This is a genomic window from Pseudomonas sp. MF6396 (genome assembly GCF_002018915.1).
In the GTDB taxonomy this organism is placed as follows: Bacteria; Pseudomonadota; Gammaproteobacteria; order Pseudomonadales; family Pseudomonadaceae; genus Aquipseudomonas; species Aquipseudomonas palmensis.
Genome location: NZ_MVOK01000009.1, coordinates 112275 through 130797, shown reverse-complemented (window position 1 = coordinate 130797; position 18523 = coordinate 112275). Strand labels below are relative to the sequence as shown.

13 protein-coding genes are annotated in these 18523 nt (G+C 65.4%); 5 read left to right on the top strand and 8 right to left on the bottom strand.

The window, feature by feature from the left end:
• Positions 1-137: 137 nt before the first annotated feature.
• The 8 genes from MF6396_RS11640 to MF6396_RS11605 all read right to left on the bottom strand — a co-directional run bounded on the left by MF6396_RS11640 (position 138) and on the right by MF6396_RS11605 (position 13894).
• On the bottom strand, positions 138-1640 hold the full coding sequence (locus MF6396_RS11640) for an efflux transporter outer membrane subunit (protein ID WP_078480371.1): 1503 nt from the start codon (positions 1638-1640) through the stop codon (positions 138-140).
• Positions 1637-4744, bottom strand: a complete 3108-nt coding sequence (locus MF6396_RS11635) for an efflux RND transporter permease subunit (RefSeq protein WP_078480369.1) — start codon at positions 4742-4744, stop codon at positions 1637-1639. Before MF6396_RS11635 ends, MF6396_RS11640 begins: the two co-directional genes overlap by 4 nt.
• Positions 4741-7839: an MdtB/MuxB family multidrug efflux RND transporter permease subunit gene (locus tag MF6396_RS11630; protein ID WP_078480368.1), complete on the bottom strand. Its 3099-nt coding sequence runs from the start codon at positions 7837-7839 to the stop codon at positions 4741-4743. The genes MF6396_RS11635 and MF6396_RS11630 overlap by 4 nt, the downstream gene beginning before the upstream one ends.
• Positions 7836-9122 (bottom strand): MdtA/MuxA family multidrug efflux RND transporter periplasmic adaptor subunit, encoded by a 1287-nt coding sequence (locus MF6396_RS11625; protein ID WP_078480367.1) that lies wholly within the window; start codon positions 9120-9122, stop codon positions 7836-7838. Before MF6396_RS11625 ends, MF6396_RS11630 begins: the two co-directional genes overlap by 4 nt.
• Positions 9123-9378: 256 nt before the next feature.
• Positions 9379-9879 carry a thiol peroxidase gene (gene tpx / locus MF6396_RS11620; RefSeq protein WP_043861433.1) on the bottom strand — a complete coding sequence of 167 codons (501 nt, stop codon included), beginning with the start codon at positions 9877-9879 and terminating at the stop codon, positions 9379-9381.
• A gap of 152 nt (positions 9880-10031) precedes the next feature.
• On the bottom strand, positions 10032-11309 hold the full coding sequence (locus tag MF6396_RS11615) for a serine/threonine transporter (protein ID WP_043861432.1): 1278 nt from the start codon (positions 11307-11309) through the stop codon (positions 10032-10034).
• Between the two features lie 228 nt (positions 11310-11537).
• Positions 11538-12740: an amino acid aminotransferase gene (locus MF6396_RS11610; RefSeq protein WP_043861431.1), complete on the bottom strand. Its 1203-nt coding sequence runs from the start codon at positions 12738-12740 to the stop codon at positions 11538-11540.
• Positions 12741-12877: 137 nt separating this feature from the next.
• On the bottom strand, positions 12878-13894 hold the full coding sequence (locus tag MF6396_RS11605) for an Ldh family oxidoreductase (protein WP_078480365.1): 1017 nt from the start codon (positions 13892-13894) through the stop codon (positions 12878-12880).
• Positions 13895-14042: 148 nt separating this feature from the next.
• Here MF6396_RS11605 and MF6396_RS11600 point away from each other — a divergent pair, with 148 nt between their 5' ends.
• The 5 genes from MF6396_RS11600 (at position 14043) to MF6396_RS11580 (ending at position 18505) form a co-directional block, all read left to right on the top strand.
• Complete coding sequence (locus tag MF6396_RS11600; protein ID WP_043861429.1) at positions 14043-14912, top strand: MurR/RpiR family transcriptional regulator; 870 nt, start codon at positions 14043-14045, stop codon at positions 14910-14912.
• 29 nt (positions 14913-14941) lie between these two features.
• Positions 14942-15700 carry an ABC transporter substrate-binding protein gene (locus MF6396_RS11595; RefSeq protein WP_054914583.1) on the top strand — a complete coding sequence of 253 codons (759 nt, stop codon included), beginning with the start codon at positions 14942-14944 and terminating at the stop codon, positions 15698-15700.
• Positions 15701-15809: 109 nt separating this feature from the next.
• Positions 15810-16529, top strand: a complete 720-nt coding sequence (locus MF6396_RS11590) for an ABC transporter permease (RefSeq protein WP_078480364.1) — start codon at positions 15810-15812, stop codon at positions 16527-16529.
• Complete coding sequence (locus tag MF6396_RS11585; protein ID WP_043861426.1) at positions 16526-17236, top strand: ABC transporter permease; 711 nt, start codon at positions 16526-16528, stop codon at positions 17234-17236. Before MF6396_RS11590 ends, MF6396_RS11585 begins: the two co-directional genes overlap by 4 nt.
• A 24-nt stretch (positions 17237-17260) precedes the next feature.
• The gene (locus MF6396_RS11580) at positions 17261-18505 is read left to right on the top strand and encodes an NAD(P)/FAD-dependent oxidoreductase (protein ID WP_054914584.1); all 1245 of its coding nucleotides are present in this window, start codon (positions 17261-17263) and stop codon (positions 18503-18505) included.
• Positions 18506-18523: the final 18 nt, after the last annotated feature.

The window sequence follows — 18523 nt, the reverse complement described above, 5'->3', positions numbered from 1 at the left end:
GAGGGATGGCGGGATGTTTTTGGCGAATGGCCATCAGGCTTTGGAACCGCGTCGCGGCCTTCGCCAGCAAGGCTGGCCCCTACAATCACACCGCGGCCTGTAGGCGCCGGCCTTGCCGGCGAACGCCTCGACGCACACTACCTGTCGGTCGCGGTACGCTCTTCAGCAGCAAGGCTGGCTGCCTCCCAGCCGCCCCCCAACGCCGCAATCAACTGCACGCTGGCCACCAGCCTGCCCTGCAGCAGGTTCAGCACGCTGCGTTCATTGCTCAACGCGGTGGTCTGCACGTTCACCACGTCCAGATACCCGATCAGGCCCGCCTTGTACTGGTTCTCGGTCAGGCGCAGCGACTCGCGCGCCGACGCCAGCGCCTCATCGCGCACCTGCGCCTCATCGGCATACACCTTCAGCTGCACCAGGTAGTTTTCCACCTCCTGGAAGCCATCCAGCACGCTCTGACGGTACTGCGCCACAGTCTGGTCGTACACGGCCTTGGTACGGTCGACCTCGGCCGAGCGCTTGCCGGCATCGAAGAGGGTCACGGCCAACTGCGGCCCCACCGACCAGAATCGGTTCGGCAAGCTGATCCAGTCGCTGAAGCTGCTACTGCTGTAGCCACCGCTCATGCTCAGGGTCAGGTCCGGGAAGTACGCCGCCCGCGCCACGCCGATATTGGCGTTGGCCGCCATCACCTTGCGCTCGGCCGAGGCAATGTCGGGGCGGCGCTCCAGCAGCTGCGACGGCAGCGCCAGCGGGATCTGCGGCAAGGCCGGTATGGTGGTGCTCGGCGCCAGGGCAAATTCGGCCGGCGCCTTGCCCATCAGCACGGCAATCGCATTCTCGAACTGCGCACGTTGCCAGATCAGGTCGATCAGGTCGGCCTGGGTGCTCTTGAGCTGGGTCTGTGCCTGGGCCACCGCGTCCTTGCCCGAAACCCCGGCGCGGTACTGGTTCTGGGTCATGGTCAGCGAACGCTGATAGGCCGCCAGCGTGGCCTCGAGCAGGCGCTTCTGCTCGTCGATCACACGCAGCTGCAGGTAGTTCCGCACCAGCTCCGACTGCAGGCTCAGGCGTATCGCCGCCAGGTCCGCCAAGCTCGCCTCGGCACTCGCCTCGTTGGCGTTCAGGCCCTCACGCAGCTTGCCCCACAGGTCGGCTTCCCAGCTCACGCCCAGCTGGGCGCTGTACGTGTCGCGGATACCGCTGCTGTTGTTGCTCAGGCTCGAACTGCTGCTGCCGGTGCCCTGGCTGGAGCGGGTCTTGCCGGCGCTCAGGTCGAGGCTGGGAAACAGCGAAGCCCGGGCGCTGCGCACCAGGGTCTGGGCCTGGCGGTATTGCGCCTCGTACTGGGCCACCGTCTGGTTGTTGGCATTGAGCTGCTCGACCAGACCGTTGAGCTGCGCATCGCCGTACAGCTCCCACCAGGCGCCGCGCGCCAGGGCGTCGGACGGGTTGGCCTGGGTCCAGCCCTCGGCGTACTTGAACGCCACCGGCTCCGGCGCCTGCGGCCGGTGGTAGTCGGGGCTCAGGGTACAGGCGCTGAGCATCGCCAGGCACAGGGCCGAGGTCAGCAGGCGCGAACCACGGGCCGCCAGCACGCGCTGCAGGGAAGGTGGACAAACATCGGCAGGTCGGGTCATAGCGGGGTTTCCAAAGCAGCGTCGGTACGCACGCCGCGCCAGTGATTGAAGCGATGGCGCAGGCGGTCCAGATAGAGGTAGACCACCGGGGTGGTGTAAAGCGTGAGGATCTGGCTGAACACCAGCCCGCCAATGATGGTCAGGCCCAGCGGCTGGCGCATCTCGGCGCCCTCGGCGGTGCTCAGCAGCAACGGCAAGGCGCCCAGGATCGCCGCCAGGGTGGTCATCAGGATCGGCCGCAGACGCAGCAGGCAGGCCCGACGAATCGACTCCTGCGGGCTCAGCCCTTCATGGCGCTCCAGCTGCAGGGCCAGGTCGATCATCAGAATCGCGTTCTTCTTCACCACCCCGATCAGCAGGAACAGCCCCAGCAGCGAGATCAGGCTGAATTCGCTGCCGACCACGTACAGCGTCAGCAGCGCCCCTACCCCGGCCGACGGCAGGGTCGAGAGGATGGTCAGCGGGTGAATGTAGCTTTCATACAGAATCCCCAGCACCAGGTACACCGCCAGCAAGGCGCCGAGGATCATCCAGGGCTGGCCCTCCTGGCTCTTGGTGAAGGCATCGCCGGTACCGCCAAGCTTGGCGATCACGTCCTCGGGCAGGCCGACCTTGGCCACCGCGCGCTCCACCGCGGCCAGCGCCACGTCCTGGCTGACGCCTTCTGCGAGGTCGAACGAGATGTCCTCGGAGGCGAACTGCCCCTCGTGGCTGACACGGTCCTCGGCCAGGCTGTTCTCGTAATGGGCAAAGGTCGACAGCGGCACGCGCGCGCCGTCGGCGGTGATCACCTGGACCTGCTCCAGGGTGCGCGGGTCCTGCGCATACTTGGGGTTGACCTCCATCACCACCTGGTACTGGTTGAGGCTGTCGTAGATGGTCGAGATCTGGCGCTGGCTGTAGGCGTTGTTGAGCACGGCGGTGACCATGTTCATGTCGATGCCCAGGCGCTTGGCCTGCTCGCGATCGACCACCAGGGTCACCTGCTGGGTGCCGCTGCCTTCGCGGGCGTCGATGGCCGTCAGCTCCGGCAGCGCCTTGAACGCCGCCACCACCTTCGGGTACCACTCGCGCAACGCCGTCAGCTCGCCACTTTGCAGGGTGTAGAGAAACTGCGAGCTGCTCTGCTCGCGGCCACCGCCAAACTGCAGGTCCTGGTCGGCCATCAGGAACAGCCGCCCGCCGGGTACCTTGGGCATCTCCTTGCGCAGGCGCTCGATGATCTTCTGCGCCGACTCCTTGCGCTCCTTGATCGGCTTGAGGCGCACCAGCACCATGGCGTTGTTGATGCCGCTGTTGCCGCCGATGAAACCGGCCACGCTCTGCACGGCCGGGTCCTTGAGCAAGGCGCGCCGGTAGATTTCCATCTTCGGCTGCATCACCGCGAACGACAGCCCGTCGTCACCCCGCACAAAGCCCATCAGCTGGCCGGTGTCCTGCTGCGGCATCAGGGTCTTGGGCACCACCACGTACAGCGCCACGTTGACCACGATGGTCACCAGCAGGCTCAGCAGCGTCAGGCGGCGATGGCGCAGCGCCCAGCCCAGGCTGCGGTCGTAGCCGGCCATCATGCGCTGGTTGAGACGCTCGCTCCAGCGCTGCAGGCGGGTCTGCTCGCCGGGGGCGTGAGGTTTGAGCCAGCGCGCGCAGAGCATCGGCGTGAGCGTCAGCGACACCACCAGCGACACCAGGATGGCCGCCGCCAGGGTGATGGAGAACTCGCGGAACAACGACTCGACGATGCCGCCCATGAACAGGATCGAGACGAACACCGCCACCAGCGAGGCGTTCATCGCCAGCAGCGTGAAGCCCACCTCCTTGGCGCCGAGGAAGGCCGCGGCCAGCGGCGCGACGCCTTCGTCGATATGCCGCGAGATGTTCTCCAGCACCACGATGGCGTCGTCCACCACCAGCCCGGTGGCGAGAATCAGCGCCATCAGCGACAGGTTGTTGAGCGAGAACCCGCACAGGTACATCACCGCGAAGGTGCCCACCAGCGACACCGGCACCGCCAGGGTCGGGATCAGCGAGGCGCGCAGGTTGCTCAGGAACAGGAACACCACCAGGATCACCAGCGCCACGGCGATCAGCAGCGTGTGTTCGGCCTCCTTGAGGGTGGCCTTGATCACCGGCGAGCGGTCCATGGCCACGTTCAGTTGCACGCTGGCCGGCATCAGGTCCTGCAACGCCGGCAACTGCTCCTTGATGCTCTCGATGGTCTTGATGATGTTGGCGCCGGTCTGGCGGTTGATCACCAGCAGCACCGCATCCTTGTCGTTGAAGAAGCCGCTGTTGTAGCGGTTCTCCACGCCATCGGTGACCTTGGCCACGTGGCTCAGGCGCAGCACCGAGCCGTCCTGGTAGCGAATCACCAGCGGGCCGTAGTCCTTGGCTTTCTCCAGTTGATCGTTGGCCTGTACCTGCCAGCTGCGCTGGGTGTCCTCGATGAAGCCCTTGGGCCGGCGCACGTTGGCGTTGGCGATGGTCTGGCGCACATCGTCCAGGCTCACGCCGTACTGGTTGAGCAGTTGCGGCTCAAGCTCGATACGCACCGCCGGCAGCGAACTGCCGCCGATCTGCACCTCGCCCACACCCGGCACCTGGGACAGGCTCTGGGACAGGATGGTGGAGGCCAGGTCGTAGAGCTGGCCCTTCTGCAGCACATCGGAGGTCAGCGACAGCACCATGATCGGTGCCTGGGCCGGGTTGAACTTGTTGTAGGTGGGCATGCTCTTCATGCCGCTGGGCAGCAGGTTGCGCGTGGCATTGATGGCCGCCTGCACCTCGCGTGCGGCGCCATCGATGTCGCGCCCCATGTCGAAGCCCAGGATCACCCGCGTGGAGCCCTGGCTGGAACGGCTGGTCAGGGTGTTGACCCCGGCGATGCTGCCCAGCGAGCGTTCCAGCGGGGTTGCCACGGTGGAGGCCATCACCTCGGGGCTGGCCCCGGGCAGGCTGGCCGACACCACGATCACCGGGAAGTCCATCTGCGGCAGCGGCGCCACCGGCAGCAGGCCGAAGCTGACCCCGCCCAGCAGCATGATGGCCAGGCTCAGCAGCATAGTCGCCACCGGGCGACGGATAAACGGGCCGGAGAGGTTCATGCGTCGGCCTGTTGCGGGTCAGGCTGACGGCGCCAGCGACGCGCCAGACGGTCGAAGTACAGGTAGATCACCGGCGTGGTGAACAGCGTCAGCACCTGGCTCACCAGCAGCCCGCCCACCATCACCAGGCCCAGCGGCTGGCGCAACTCGGCGCCCGAGCCGGTGGCGAGCATCAGCGGGATGGCCCCGAACAGCGCCGCCAGGGTGGTCATCAGGATCGGCCGGAAGCGCAGCAGCGCCGCCTGGTAGATCGCCGTCTGCGGGTCCATGCCCTGGTTGCGTTCGGCCTCCAGGGCGAAGTCGATCATCATGATCGCGTTCTTCTTGACGATACCGATCAGCAGGATGATGCCGATGATCGCGATCATGCCCAGGTCGTTGCCACTGATCATCAAGGCCAGCAGCGCGCCCACTGCGGCCGAGGGCAGGGTCGAAAGGATGGTCACCGGGTGGATGTAGCTCTCGTAGAGCACGCCGAGCACGATGTACATGGTCACCACCGCCGCCAGAATCAGCAGCAGGGTGCTCGACAGCGACGCCTGGAAGGCTTCGGCCGCGCCCTGGAAGCGGGTCTGAACGCCCAGCGGCATGCCGATCTGCTGCTGCACCTGTTCGATGACCTTGACGCCCTCGCCCAGCGACACGCCTTCGGCCAGGTTGAACGACATCATCACCGCCGGGAACTGGCCGATGTGGGCAATGGCCAGTTGCGCCTGGCGCTGCTCCACATGGGCCAGGCTCGACAGGCGCACCTGCGCGCCATCGGTGGTCTTGACGTAGATCTGGTCGAGCACCCTGGGCCCAAGGTCGGCCGCCGCAGCGGCCTGCAGCACCACGCGGTACTGGCTGGCCTGGGTATAGATGGTGGAGATCTGGCGCTGGCCGAAGGCGTCGTACAGCGCGTTGGTGATTTCCGACACGTTGATGCCCAGACGGCTGGCGGCGTCGCGGTCGATCACCAGGAACACCTGCAGGCCCTTGTCCTGCAGGTCGCTGGCCACATCGGTCAGCTCGGGGCGATCATGCAACGCATCCACCAGCTTGCCGCTCCACTGCGCGAGCAGGTCGGCATCCGGCGACGACAGGCTGAACTGGTACTGGGTGCGGCTGACGCGGTCTTCGATGCTCAGGTCCTGCACCGGCTGCATGAACAGGCGAATGCCCACCAGCTTGTCCAGTTGCGGTTGCAAACGGGTGATGACCTGCGAGGCAGTGATGTCGCGCTCGCCGTGGGGCTTGAGGTTGATCAGCAACCGGCCGCTGTTGAGCGTGGCGTTGTCGCCGTCGACGCCGATGTACGACGACAGGCTCTGCACGGCCGGGTCCTGCAGGATCACCGCGCTCAGTTCCTGCTGGCGCTGGCTCATGGCGGCGAACGAGATCGATTGCGGGGCTTCGGAAATACCCTGGATCACCCCGGTGTCCTGCACCGGGAAAAAGCCCTTGGGCACCGCCAGGTACAGCAGCACGGTCAGGCCCAGGGTCGCCACCGCCACCAGCAGGGTCAGCGGCTGGTGGCGCAGCACCCACTGCAGGCCGCGACCATAGTGGGCGATCATCCAGTCGATCCAGGCACCGCTGGCGCGATAGAAGCGCCCTTGTTCCTCTTCCCTGGGCTCGCGCTTGAGCAGGCGCGCGCACATCATCGGCGTGAGGGTCAGCGACACCACCAGCGAGATCAGGATCGCCACCGCCAGGGTGATGGCGAACTCGCGGAACAACCGCCCCACCACGTCGGCCATGAACAGCAGCGGGATCAGTACCGCGATCAGCGAGAAGGTCAGCGAGATCAGGGTGAAGCCGATCTGCCGGGCGCCCTTGAGCGCGGCCTGCATCGGCGTCTCGCCCTCCTCGATATGCCGCGAGATGTTCTCCAGCATCACGATGGCATCGTCCACCACGAAGCCGGTGGCGATGGTCAGGGCCATCAGCGTGAGGTTGTTGATCGAGAACCCGGCCAGGTACATCACGCCGAAAGTGCCGATCAGCGACAGTGGCACGGCGATCGACGGGATGAGGGTGGCGCTGGCCCGGCGCAGGAACAGGAAGGTCACCAGCACCACCAGCACGATGGCGATCAGCAGCTCGTGCTGCACATCCTTGACCGAAGCACGGATGGTCTGGGTGCGGTCGGTGAGCACCACCACGTCCAGCCCCGCCGGCAGGTTGTCGGTGATCGACGGCAGCAGCGCCTTGATCCGGTCGACCACCTCGATGACGTTGGCCCCAGGCTGGCGCTGGATGTTCAGCAGCACTGCCTGGCTCTGGTTGGCCCAGGCCGCCAGGCGCTCGTTCTCGGCGCCGTCGACGATCTCGGCAACGTCCTTCAGGCGCAGCGGCGCACCGTTCTTGTAGGCCAGGATCAGGTTGGCGTATTCCTCGGGGGAGCGCAGCTGGTCGTTGGCGTCGAGCATCGAGACCCGCGTGGGGCCGTCGAAGTTGCCCTTGGGCTGGTTGACGTTGGAGGCGCCGATCAGGGTGCGCACGTCGGCCAGGTTCAGCCCGGCCGAGGCCAGCGCGTCAGGGTTGACCTTGATGCGTACCGCCTGGCGCTGGCCACCGGCGATGCTGACCATGCCCACACCGCTGATCTGTGCGATCTTCTGCGCCATGCGTGTGTCGACCAGGTCGTTGAGCTTGGGCAGCAGCATGGTCTTGCTGGTGATGGCCAGGGTCAGTACCGGGGTATCGGCCGGGTTGACCTTGTTGTACACCGGCGGCGCCGGCAGGTCGCTGGGCAACAGGTTGCTGGCCGCGTTGATCGCCGCCTGCACCTGCTGCTCGGCGACGTCCATGTTCATTTCGAGGCTGAAGCGCAGGGTCAGTACCGAGGCACCGCCCGAACTGGTCGAGGCCATCTGGGTAAGCCCGGGCATCTGCCCGAACTGGCGCTCCAGCGGCGCGGTGACCGCGCTGGTCATCACCTGCGGGCTGGCACCGGGGTACAGGGTAAAGACCCGGATGGTCGGGTAATCGACCTGGGGCAAGGCCGCCACGGGCAGCAACGTGTAGGCGATCAGGCCGGCCAGCACGATGGCAAGCATGCTCAGCGTGGTGGCGACCGGGCGCAGGATGAACAGCCGCGAAAGGTTCATGCGCCAGCCTTGCCCTGCTCGCCCGGCGTGGCCGAGAGGTCTTTCTTGTCCTGGCCCTGCAGGTGCTGGCCTGGGGTGGCGGGCACGTCGCTGCTGTCGTTGACCACTTCTACCTCGCTGCCGTCACGCAGGCGGTCGGTGCCTTCGAGCACCACGCGCTCGCCTTTGGCCAGGCCTTCCTTGACCACCGTGAGGTCGCCGTCGCTGGCGCCGAGCTTGAGGCTGCGGATGGTCACCTTGTTGTCGCCGTCCATCACGTAGGCGAAGGTGCCGTTGGTGCCGAACTGCATCGCGGCCGATGGCGCCAGCACCACGTCCTTCAAGGTATCGGCCAGCAGGCGCACGTTGACGAACTGGTTGGGGAACAGCATTTCATCCTGGTTTTCGAACCCGGCCTTGAACTTCAGGGTGCCGGTGGTGGTGTCGATCTGGTTGTCCAGGCTGCTCAGCACGCCCACCGAGAGCTGCTGGGTGTCGCCGCGGTCCCACGCCTGCACCGGCAGCTGGGCCCCGCTGCGGTAGCGCGACAGCACGGTGCTCAGCTCGGTTTCCGGCAGGGTGAAGACCACGGTGATCGGCTGGGTCTGGGTGATCACCACCAGTGCCGTGGTGTCGTTGGCCGCCACCAGGTTGCCGACGTCCAGCTGGCGCAGGCCCAGGCGCCCGCTGATGGGGGCGCGAATCCTGGTGAAGTCGAGGTTGAGCCTGGCATCGCCCACCGCCGCCTGGTTGGTCTTGATGGTGCCCTGGTACTGGGCTACCAGCGCTGCCTGGGTATCGAGGGTCTGCTTGGCGATGCTGTCTTCGGCGAACAGGCCCTTGTAGCGCTCAAGGTCGATCTGGGCGTTTTTCAGCTGCGCCTGGTTCTGTGCCAGGGTGCCTTCGGCCTGCTGCAGGGCGATCTGGTAGCTGCGCGGGTCGATCTCTGCCAGCAGGTCGCCGGCCTTGACCCGCTGGCCTTCCTTGAAGTTGATCTTGACCAGCTCGCCGCCCACGCGGCTGCGCACGTTGACCGTGTTGGTCGCGGTCACGGTGCCCAGGGCCTTGTAGTACAGCGGGAAGTCGCCCACGGTGGCCGGTGCCACACGCACCGGTACCGGCCCGCCGAACGCGCCGAAACCAGGCCGCCCGCCCCCCGGCTTGCCTGCGCCCGGGGCCTTGGTCGCCGGCGATGAGGGCCAGAATACCCAGCACAGGCCGGCAATCAGCAGCAGGACCAGCAGGCTCAGCAGCCAGCGACGGGAGTGACGAGGACGGGCGGTTTGCATCGGTTGATCGGCCATTGTGCGGAAAGACTTCTCTTGAGGAGGCTGAACGATAAGCAGTAGAGCGGTTTTAGCAAAGCGCCTTTACCGGCTATTTACCTAGAGCTGACGTTGGCAAAGTGCTGAACTATAAATAAAAACGGCCTGGGCTAAGGCCAGGCCGTTACAACTTTTTTCAAATAACCTTTCTATTTCAACACCGCCCCCCTGTGGGAGCTGGCTTGCCAGCGAAGGCATCCATGCGGTGCATGAAAACTCGCGGTGCCTGAATGCGTTACTTCAGTACCGCCAGCGCCGCGTCGTAGTTCGGCTCTTCGGCGATTTCCTTGACCAGTTCGGCGTGCAGCACCTTGTCGTTTTCGTCCAGTACCACGACTGCACGGGCAGTCAGGCCCTTGAGCGGGCCGTCGGCGATGGCCACGCCGTAGTTCTGGATGAATTCGGCACCACGCAGGGTGGACAGGTTCTTGACGTTTTCCAGGCCTTCGGCGCCGCAGAAGCGTGCCTGGGCGAACGGCAGGTCGGCCGAGATGCACAGTACCACGGTGTTGGCCAGTTCGTTGGCCTTGGCGTTGAACTGGCGCACCGAGGTGGCGCAGGTCGGGGTGTCGACGCTCGGGAAGATGTTCAGCACTTTACGCTTGCCGGCGAAGGAAGCCAGGGTCACGTCGGACAGGTCGCCCGCCACCAGGGAAAACGCAGGTGCCTGGGCACCGACTTTCGGCAGTTCGCCGTTGACCTGAACCGGGTTGCCTTTGAGAGTCACTTGAGCCATGAAAGAAGTCCTTATGCGGGGGTGAGTAAAGGACCAGAGTTAAGCATGAAAGTGCCCCGACACCTATGGGGCAGCGATAAATTGTTGAATATCCAGAGAGTTTTTGTGGACAAAGAGCGAGCAAGGGTGTGCACCCCTGCCCGCCCCCAGCCTCAGCCGACCAGCGAGTAGACGATGGCGCTGATGGCCACCAGGCCCACCACGACCACGAACACGTTGGACAGCGCGCCACTGTACTTGCGCATCGCCGGCACGCGGCGGATGGCGTACATCGGCATCAGGAACAGGATCGCCGCGATCACCGGGCCGCCGAACGACTCGATCATGCTCAGGATGCTGGGGTTGAGCGTGGCCACCACCCAGCAGATCACCAGCATGAAGGCTGCGGTGAACCGGTCCAGGGCCTTGGCGCCCGGCCGCTTGCCCGTCTTGAGCACCAGGCCCTTGAGGCCTTCGCTGGCACCGATGTAATGGCCCAGGAACGACTTGGCGATGGCGATGAAGGCAATCAGCGGTGCAGCGAACTCGATGGTCGGGTTGCTGAAGTGGTTGGCCAGGTACGACAGGATCGACAGGTTCTGCGCCTTGGCCTCGGCCAGTTGCGCCGGGTTCAGGGTGAGCACGCAGCTGAACACGAAGAACATCACCATCGCCACCATCAGCAGGTGCGCGCGCCGCAGGATCTGCCCGCTGCGCTCGTCGGCGTGCTCGCCGTAGCGGCGTTTCTGGTCCACGGCAAAGGCCGAAATGATCGGCGAGTGGTTGAACGAGAACACCATCACCGGAATCGCCAGCCACAGGGTGTGCACGAATGCCGACCCCGATGGCAGCTCGGTGGCGGTCGTGAGGATGCCGCCGTTCCAGTGCGGTATCAGGAACACCGCCAGCAATGCCAGGGCCACGATGAAGGGGTACACCAGCAGGCTCATGACCTTGACGGTGGCCTGCTCGCCGCAGCGCACGATGACCAGCAGGCCCAGGATCAGCACGAACGACAGCAGCACCCGCGGCGGCGGCGCCATGTGCAGTTGATGCTCCATGAAGCTGCTGACCGTGTTGGTCAGGGCCACGCTGTAGATCAGCAGGATGGGGAAGATGGCCAGGAAGTACAGCAAGGTGATGCAGGCGCCGGCGCTGAGGCCGAAATGCTCCTCCACCACTTCGGTGATGTCGGCACCGTCACGCCCCGAGAGCACGAAGCGGGTCAGGCCACGGTGTGCGTAGTAGGTCATCGGGAAGGCCAGCAGCGCGAGGATCAGCAGCGGCCAGAAGCCGCCGAGGCCGGCGTTGATTGGCAGGAACAGCGTGCCGGCACCGATGGCGGTACCGAACAGGCCCAGCATCCAGGTGGTGTCCTGCCGGGCCCAGCTACCTAGGGCGGCGGGGGTCGATTCGAAGCGTTGATCAACGCTCGGGGCCTGCTCATTCATCCGGGTGCAACTCCGCTCGCAAGACTGCAACATCGCTGGGAGTGGCCAAACAGACGCATCGGCGCACCCCAGCTGTAAAAGAGGGGCGCGATTGTGCGCGCTTTGGTTGCACTTGCAAAGCCCTTGCCGAGGAGTGGTTGCACCTGCCGGCAGCGCAGCGCCGGTCAAGCCCGCCCCCACAAGGCCATCACTGTACGTGTGGGAGCGGGCTTGAGCCGCAACTGGCCGTTATGCGGTCTTGTGCACCGCCGCGAACGCCTCGGCCACCTGCTGCAGGTTGTCCGGGCGCACGCCCGACATGCACACCCGGCCGCTGTCGATCAGGTACACGCCGAACTCGTCACGCAGCCGGCGTACCTGCTCCACGCTGAAGCCGGTGTAGCTGAACATGCCGCGCTGGCTCAGGAAGAAGTCGAAGTTCTGACCCGGCAGCAGCACCGCCAGTGCATCCACCAGCGCCTGGCGCATGTCCAGGATACGCAGGCGCATCCCCTCCACTTCAGCCTGCCACTGGGCATTCAGGCCGGCATCGCCAAGCACCGTCGCAACCAGTTGCGCACCGAAGTTGGGCGGGCTGGAGTAGTTGCGGCGCACGGTCGCCTTGAGCTGGCCCAGCACGCTCTGCGCGGTGGCGCTGTCGTCACAGACCACCGACAGGCCGCCAACCCGCTCGCCATACAGCGAGAAGATCTTGGAGAACGAGTTGCTGACCAGGCACGGCACGCCGGCGCGGGCAAACTCGCGAATGGCGTAGGCGTCGGCGTCCAGGCCTTCACCGAAGCCCTGGTAGGCGATATCGAGGAACGGAATCAGCTCGCGCGCCTTGACCACCTCGATCACCTGCTGCCATTGCGCCTGGTTCAGGTCGACCCCGGTCGGGTTGTGGCAGCACGGGTGCAGCAGCACGATGCTGTTGGCCGGCAGGGTCTGCAGGGTGGCGAGCATGCCGTCGAAGTCCAGGCCACGGGTGGCCGGGTCGAAGTACGGGTAGGTGTTGACCTTGAACCCGGCGCCTTCGAAGATCGCGCGGTGGTTGTCCCAGGTCGGGTCGCTGACCCATACCTGCGAGTCGGCGAAATAGCGCTTGAGGAAGTCGGCACCGACCTTCAGCGCACCCGAGCCGCCCACGGTCTGCACGGTGGCCACACGTGCGCCACCCACGGCCGGGTGATCGGCGCCGAACAGCAGCGCCTGGATCGCCTGGCGGTAGCTGCCCAGGCCTTCCATCGGCAGGTACAGCGAGGCTTCGTGGGGCTGGTCGGCCAGGCGTTTTTCCGCCTCGCCCACTGCCGCCAGCTGTGGCACCACACCGGCGGCGTCGTAATACAGGCCGATGCTCAGGTTGACCTTGTTGGCACGCGGATCGGCCTTGAAGGTCTCCATCAGGGAGAGAATCGGATCGCCGGCATAGGCATCGACATGTTTGAACACAGCGTGCAGCTCCTTGGGTCTGGGCAAATCGTGAAAGACGCTGCCGAGGATACCTGTAGCCGCCGATTTGTGACATGACCCTGGATGCAACTGATCAGTGCAGCTGCGCATGCATCCGCCGGAGAAAAGGCCGCGGGTCACCCCCTGGCCAACACCTGCAACTGCTCGAACTCCTGCGCCGTCACGCTCACCCCGTCCCGCGCCGACGCCTCGCGCTCACGCAAGCGCCGCTCGCCGGGCATGCGGGTCAGGCCTACCGCCTGCATCTGTTCCACCAGTTCACGGCTGCGCTCGGCAAAACGGCTGCCTTCGGCCTTGGTCGGGTCGATCACGATCACCAGTTGCCCGGTCCACGGGGTCTTGGCGCCCGGGTGCTGCGACCAGTCGAACTCGAACGAGAAGTTGCCGCCGGTCAGCGCCGCGGCCAGCAACTCGACCATCATCGACAGCGCCGAGCCCTTGTGCCCGCCAAAGGGCAGCAAGGCACCCCCGTCGAGAATCGCCTGCGGGTCGCAGGTCGGCTGCCCGTCGCGGTCCACGCCCATGCCTTCGGGCAACTGCTCGCCCTTGCGCGCGGCAATCTGCACGTCACCATGGGCGATGGCGCTGGTGGCCATGTCGAACACGATCGGCGCATGCCCGGCACAGGGTGCGGCGAACGCGATGGGGTTGGTACCGAACAGTGGCTTGCGCGCGCCGTGCGGCACCACGCAGGTCATGCTGTTGACCACGCTCAGGGCCACCAGGCCTTCTTCGGCAAAGGGCTCGACATCCGGCCACAGGGCCGCGAAGTGATGCGAGTTGTGTATCGCCAGCACCGCAATGCCGGCACTGCGGGCCTTTTCCACCAGCAGCGCCCGCGCCGCCTCAAGCGCCGGCTGGGCAAAACCGCCCCCGGCATCGACCCGTACGTAGCCGCTGGCCACGTCCTGCACCTGGGGCACCGCCGTGCCGTTGACCCAGCCACTGGCCAGGGTCGACACATAGGCGGGAATCCGGAATACCCCGTGGCTATGGGCGCCGTCGCGCTGGGCGCTGGCGCAGTTGGCGGCCAGCGTGCGGGCAACCGATTCGCTGGTGCCGTGGCGCACGAAAATCTGCTGCAACAGGCGCTCGAGATCGGCCTGGGGCAAGTGGTGAACAGCTGCGGACATCTGAAGCTCCCTTGTTGGAATTGGTATGGGCGACAGCAGTGAGCGATAGCGGACTTTCCTCCGATTGACAGCAAACTGTCAAATGTTGACTTGATGACAGAAAACATTCATTTTCTATTCCCAGCGCAACCGCCGTCGAGAATCGTCCGTGAGCCAACCGATCAAGCAACGCCTGGAAAACAGCCTGCAACATGCGGCGGCCTCAGGTCGCAAGATCGCCACGTACATGCTCGCCCATTTCACCGACCTGCCCTTCGAGACCTCGGCCAGCCTGGCGGCAAAAATCGGCGTCAGCGAATCGAGTGTCGGGCGTTTCTGCCGCTCGCTCGGCTACGAGCACCTCAAGGCCCTCAAGCACGATCTCAAGGACGACCTGGGCGATGGCCCATGGCTGGTCGGTGATCGGTTGCAAGAATTTCGCCAACAACAGGGCAAGGACGACATCGACCGCGCGCGCAGCCTAGAGCTGGAGGTCGCCGCCCTGGTGCGGGTCTACGAGTACAGCCGCACCGAGGCCTGGCACACCGTGGCCCGGCGCCTGGCCGAACGGCGCCGGGTGTTCATTGCCGGGTTCCAGACCGAGCGCGGTATCGCCCAGTGCATGAGCCACCTGCTGCAATACCTGCGCGATGGCGTGCAGGTGGTGGACGGCAGCGCCGGGCACTTCGGCGAAGTGCTGCTCAGCGCCTCGCACGACTGCGCGCTGGTGGTGTTCGAGGCGCGCCGCTACTCGCGCCACGCCCTGGTGCTGTGTCGCAAGGCACGCGAAGCGGGCATCCCGGTAACACTGGTTACCGACACCTTCTGTGACTGGGCCGATGCCAACGCCGACGAGGTGTTTCGCATCCCCACCGAATTCAATCTGTTCTGGGAGTCCACCGCGACGATGCTGTCGTGGGTACACCTGATGGTCAACGAGGTCTGCAAGAAGCTCGGGCCGGATGTTGAAAAACGCTTGGAAGCAACTGCCGCTCTACACAACGAATTCGTTGGCTACACGTCAACGAGCAAACAATAGCAAGAGTGCAATCAACCACGAGGTGTTTCATGAAACCCGTCCTCCGCTTTGCAGGCGCATGCGCGCTGCTGTTCGCCGGCATCACCTCGGCCCAGGCCGAAACCCTGAAGATCGCCACCGAAGGCGCCTACCCGCCGTTCAACTACGTCGACTCCAAGAACCAGTTGCACGGCTTTGACGTGGACATCGCCAAGGCCCTGTGCGAACAGATGAAGGTCGAGTGCACCGTGGTGGCCCAGGACTGGGAAGGCATCATCCCGGCGCTGATGGCCAAGAAGTACGACGCCGTGGTGGCCTCGATGATCAACACCGAAGAGCGCCGCAAGAAAATCGCCTTCACCAACCACTACTACAAGACACCGCTGTCGGTCGCAGTGCCCAAGGACAGCGAGATCACCGACGCGCAGACCGACTTCAAGGGCTACACGGTGGGCGCGCAGTCCTCCTCCACCCAGGCGATCTACGCCGAAGACGTGTATGGCAAGGCCGGTGCCGACGTCAAGCTGTACCCGACCCTGGACGAAGCCAACGCGGACCTCGCCGCCGGGCGCCTGGACGGGGTGATTGCCGACAAGTTTCCGCTGCTCGAATGGCTGGGCAAGGCAGGCAAGGACTGCTGCAAGATCCTGGGTGACGTCAAGGGCACCACCGCCGATGCCTCTATCGCCGTGCGCAAGGAAGACGAGGCGCTGCGCGAGCGCCTGAACAAGGCCCTGGACGAGATCGTCGCCAACGGGACTTACCAGAAGATCTCCAGCAAATACTTCGACTTCGATATCTACCAGTAAGACCGCATTCGCTGGCAAGCCAGCTCCCACAGGGTTTTGCGTCAACCGCGACCCTGTGGGAGCCGGCTTGCCGGCGAAGAGGCCCTGTTGTCTTGCCGAGGGTTCGCGCATGATCGAACAACTGTCCCTGTTATCCTTCGCCAGCGGCGGCTGGGGCCAGGCCCTGCTGGCCGGCGCCCTGGTGACCATTTCCCTGGCCCTGGCCTGCCTGCCCATCGGCCTGCCGCTGGGCCTGGGCGTGGCGCTGGCCGCCCGCCCGAAAAAACGCTTTCCGCGCGCCTGGGCCACCGTGTTCTCCACGGTATTTCGCGGCCTGCCCGAACTGCTCACGCTGTTGATCATCTATTACGGCTGCCAGATCGCCGCGCAGAAGATCCTCACCGCCATGGGCTACGAGGGCGAGGTGATGATCAATACCTTCCTCGCCGCCATGATCGCCTTCAGCCTGGTGTTCGCCGCGTTCTCCAGTGAAATCTGGCTGGGCGCGTTCAAGACCATTCCCAAGGGCCAGTACGAGGCCTCGGCCGCGCTGGGCCTGAGCAAAACCACCACCTTCCGCAAGGTGGTGTTCCCGCAGCTGGTGCGCATCGCCCTGCCGGGCCTGTCGAACAACTGGCTGTCGCTGCTCAAGGACACCTCGCTGGTGTCGACCATCTCGCTGGTCGACCTGATGCGCCAGACCAACCTGGCCGTCAGCGTGACCAAGGAGCCGATGTTCTTCTACACCGTCGCCTGCCTGGGCTACCTGCTGTTCTCGGCGCTGTCGGGCCGGGTCTTCGCCTATATCGAACGCCACACCAGCCGTCACCTGCGGAGTGCACGCACATGAATCTCGATGCCCTGCTGGCGTTCTTCGTCGACCCCGACCTGCTCGAACGCTACGGCCCGCGCTTTATCGACGGGCTGCTGGTCACCGGCAAACTGGTGGCCATCTCCTTCACCCTGGGCGCCCTGCTGGGCCTGCTGCTGGCGCTGGCGCGGCTGTCGAACAACGTGCTGCTGCAACGCCTGAGCGCCGGCTACATCTACTTCTTCCGGGGCTCGCCGCTGCTGGCGCAGCTGTTTCTGCTGTACTACGGGCTGGGCTCGCTCAAGAGCTTCTGGCAGGACGTCGGCATGTGGTGGTTCTTCCGCGAAGCCTGGTACTGCACCCTGCTGGCCTTCACCCTGAACACCGCCGCCTACCAGGCCGAGATCTTTCGCGGCAGCCTGATGGCCGTGGCCCCCGGGCAATACGAGGCGGCCAGGGCACTGAGCCTGAAGCGCTCGACCACCTTCTTCAAGGTGATCCTGCCGCAGTCGCTGATCGTGGCCATCGGCCCGCTGGGCAACGAGCTGATTCTGATGATCAAGGCCAGTGCAATCGCCTCGCTGGTGACCATCTACGACCTGATGGGCGTGACCAAGCTGGCCTTCTCGCGCAGTTTCGACTTCCAGATCTACCTGTGGGCCGCGGTGCTCTACCTGCTGATCGTGGAGATCGTGCGCCGCAGCCTCAAACACATAGAAGCCCGACTGGGCCGCCACCTGCGCTGAACCGTAGCCGTAGAGGATTTTTTCATGCATTGCCAAACCATCGTTCTGGGCGCCGGTATCGTCGGTGTTTCCACGGCCCTGCACCTGCAAGCACGCGGGCGCAAGGTGATCCTGATCGACCGTGACGAACCGGGCAGCGGCACCAGCCACGGCAATGCCGGCCTGATCGAGCGCTCCAGCGTGATCCCCTATGCCTTCCCGCGCGAGCTGTCCAAGCTGCTGCGCTACGGCCTCAACCGCCAGCCCGACGTGCGCTACAGCTTCAGCTACCTGCCCAAGGCCGCGCCCTGGTTGCTGCAGTACTGGAAGAACTCCGCCCCGGCGCCCCTGGCCGAGGCCACCCGCGCCATGCTGCCGCTGGTGCAGCGCTGCGTCGAGGAACACGACGCACTGATCGAGGCCGCCGAACTGGGCGCCATGGTGCAGGCCAAGGGCTGGATCGAGGTGTACCGCACCCAGCCTGCCCTGGCCCAGGCCGTGGCCGATGCCCAGGCGCTCAAGCCCTACGGCCTGCAGTTCGAGATTCTCGACAAGCAGCAACTGCACGATCGCGAACCGGACCTGAGCGCCAACGCCGTGGGCGGCATCCACTGGCTCGACCCCAAGACCGTGAGCAACCCCGGCGGCCTCACCCGCGGCTACGCGGCGCTGTTCGTCAAGCGCGGCGGGCAGTTCATCCAGGGCGATGCGCGCACCCTGCGCCAGGTGGCCAGCGAATGGCAGGTCGACACCCGCCAGGGCCCGGTCACTGCACCGGAGGCAGTGATCGCGCTGGGCCCGCAGGCCGGCGAGCTGTTCCGCCCGCTGGGCTACGACATCCCGCTGGAGGTCAAGCGCGGCTATCACGTACATTTCCATGCCAAGGCCGGTGCTGCACTCAAGCATTCACTGTGCGACGTGCAGGGCGGCTTCGTGCTGGCACCGATGGCCCAGGGTATTCGCCTGACCACCGGCATCGAGTTCGCCGCCAGCGACGATGCGGCCAACGAGGTCCAGTTGCAGCGCTGCGAAGCCATCGCCCGCCAGCTGTTCCCGCTGGGCGAGCGCACCCAGGACGCGCCGTGGCTGGGCCGACGCCCCTGCCTGCCGGACATGCGCCCGGTGATCGGCCCGGCGCCGCGGCACAAGGGCCTGTGGTTCAACTTCGGCCACGCCCACCACGGCCTCACCCTGGGCCCGGTATGCGGGCGCCTGCTGGCAGAAATGATTACCGGCGAGAACACCTTTACCGACCCGACGCCCTATGGCGCCGACCGCTTCGAACACTGAGATCGCGGAGAACAACAA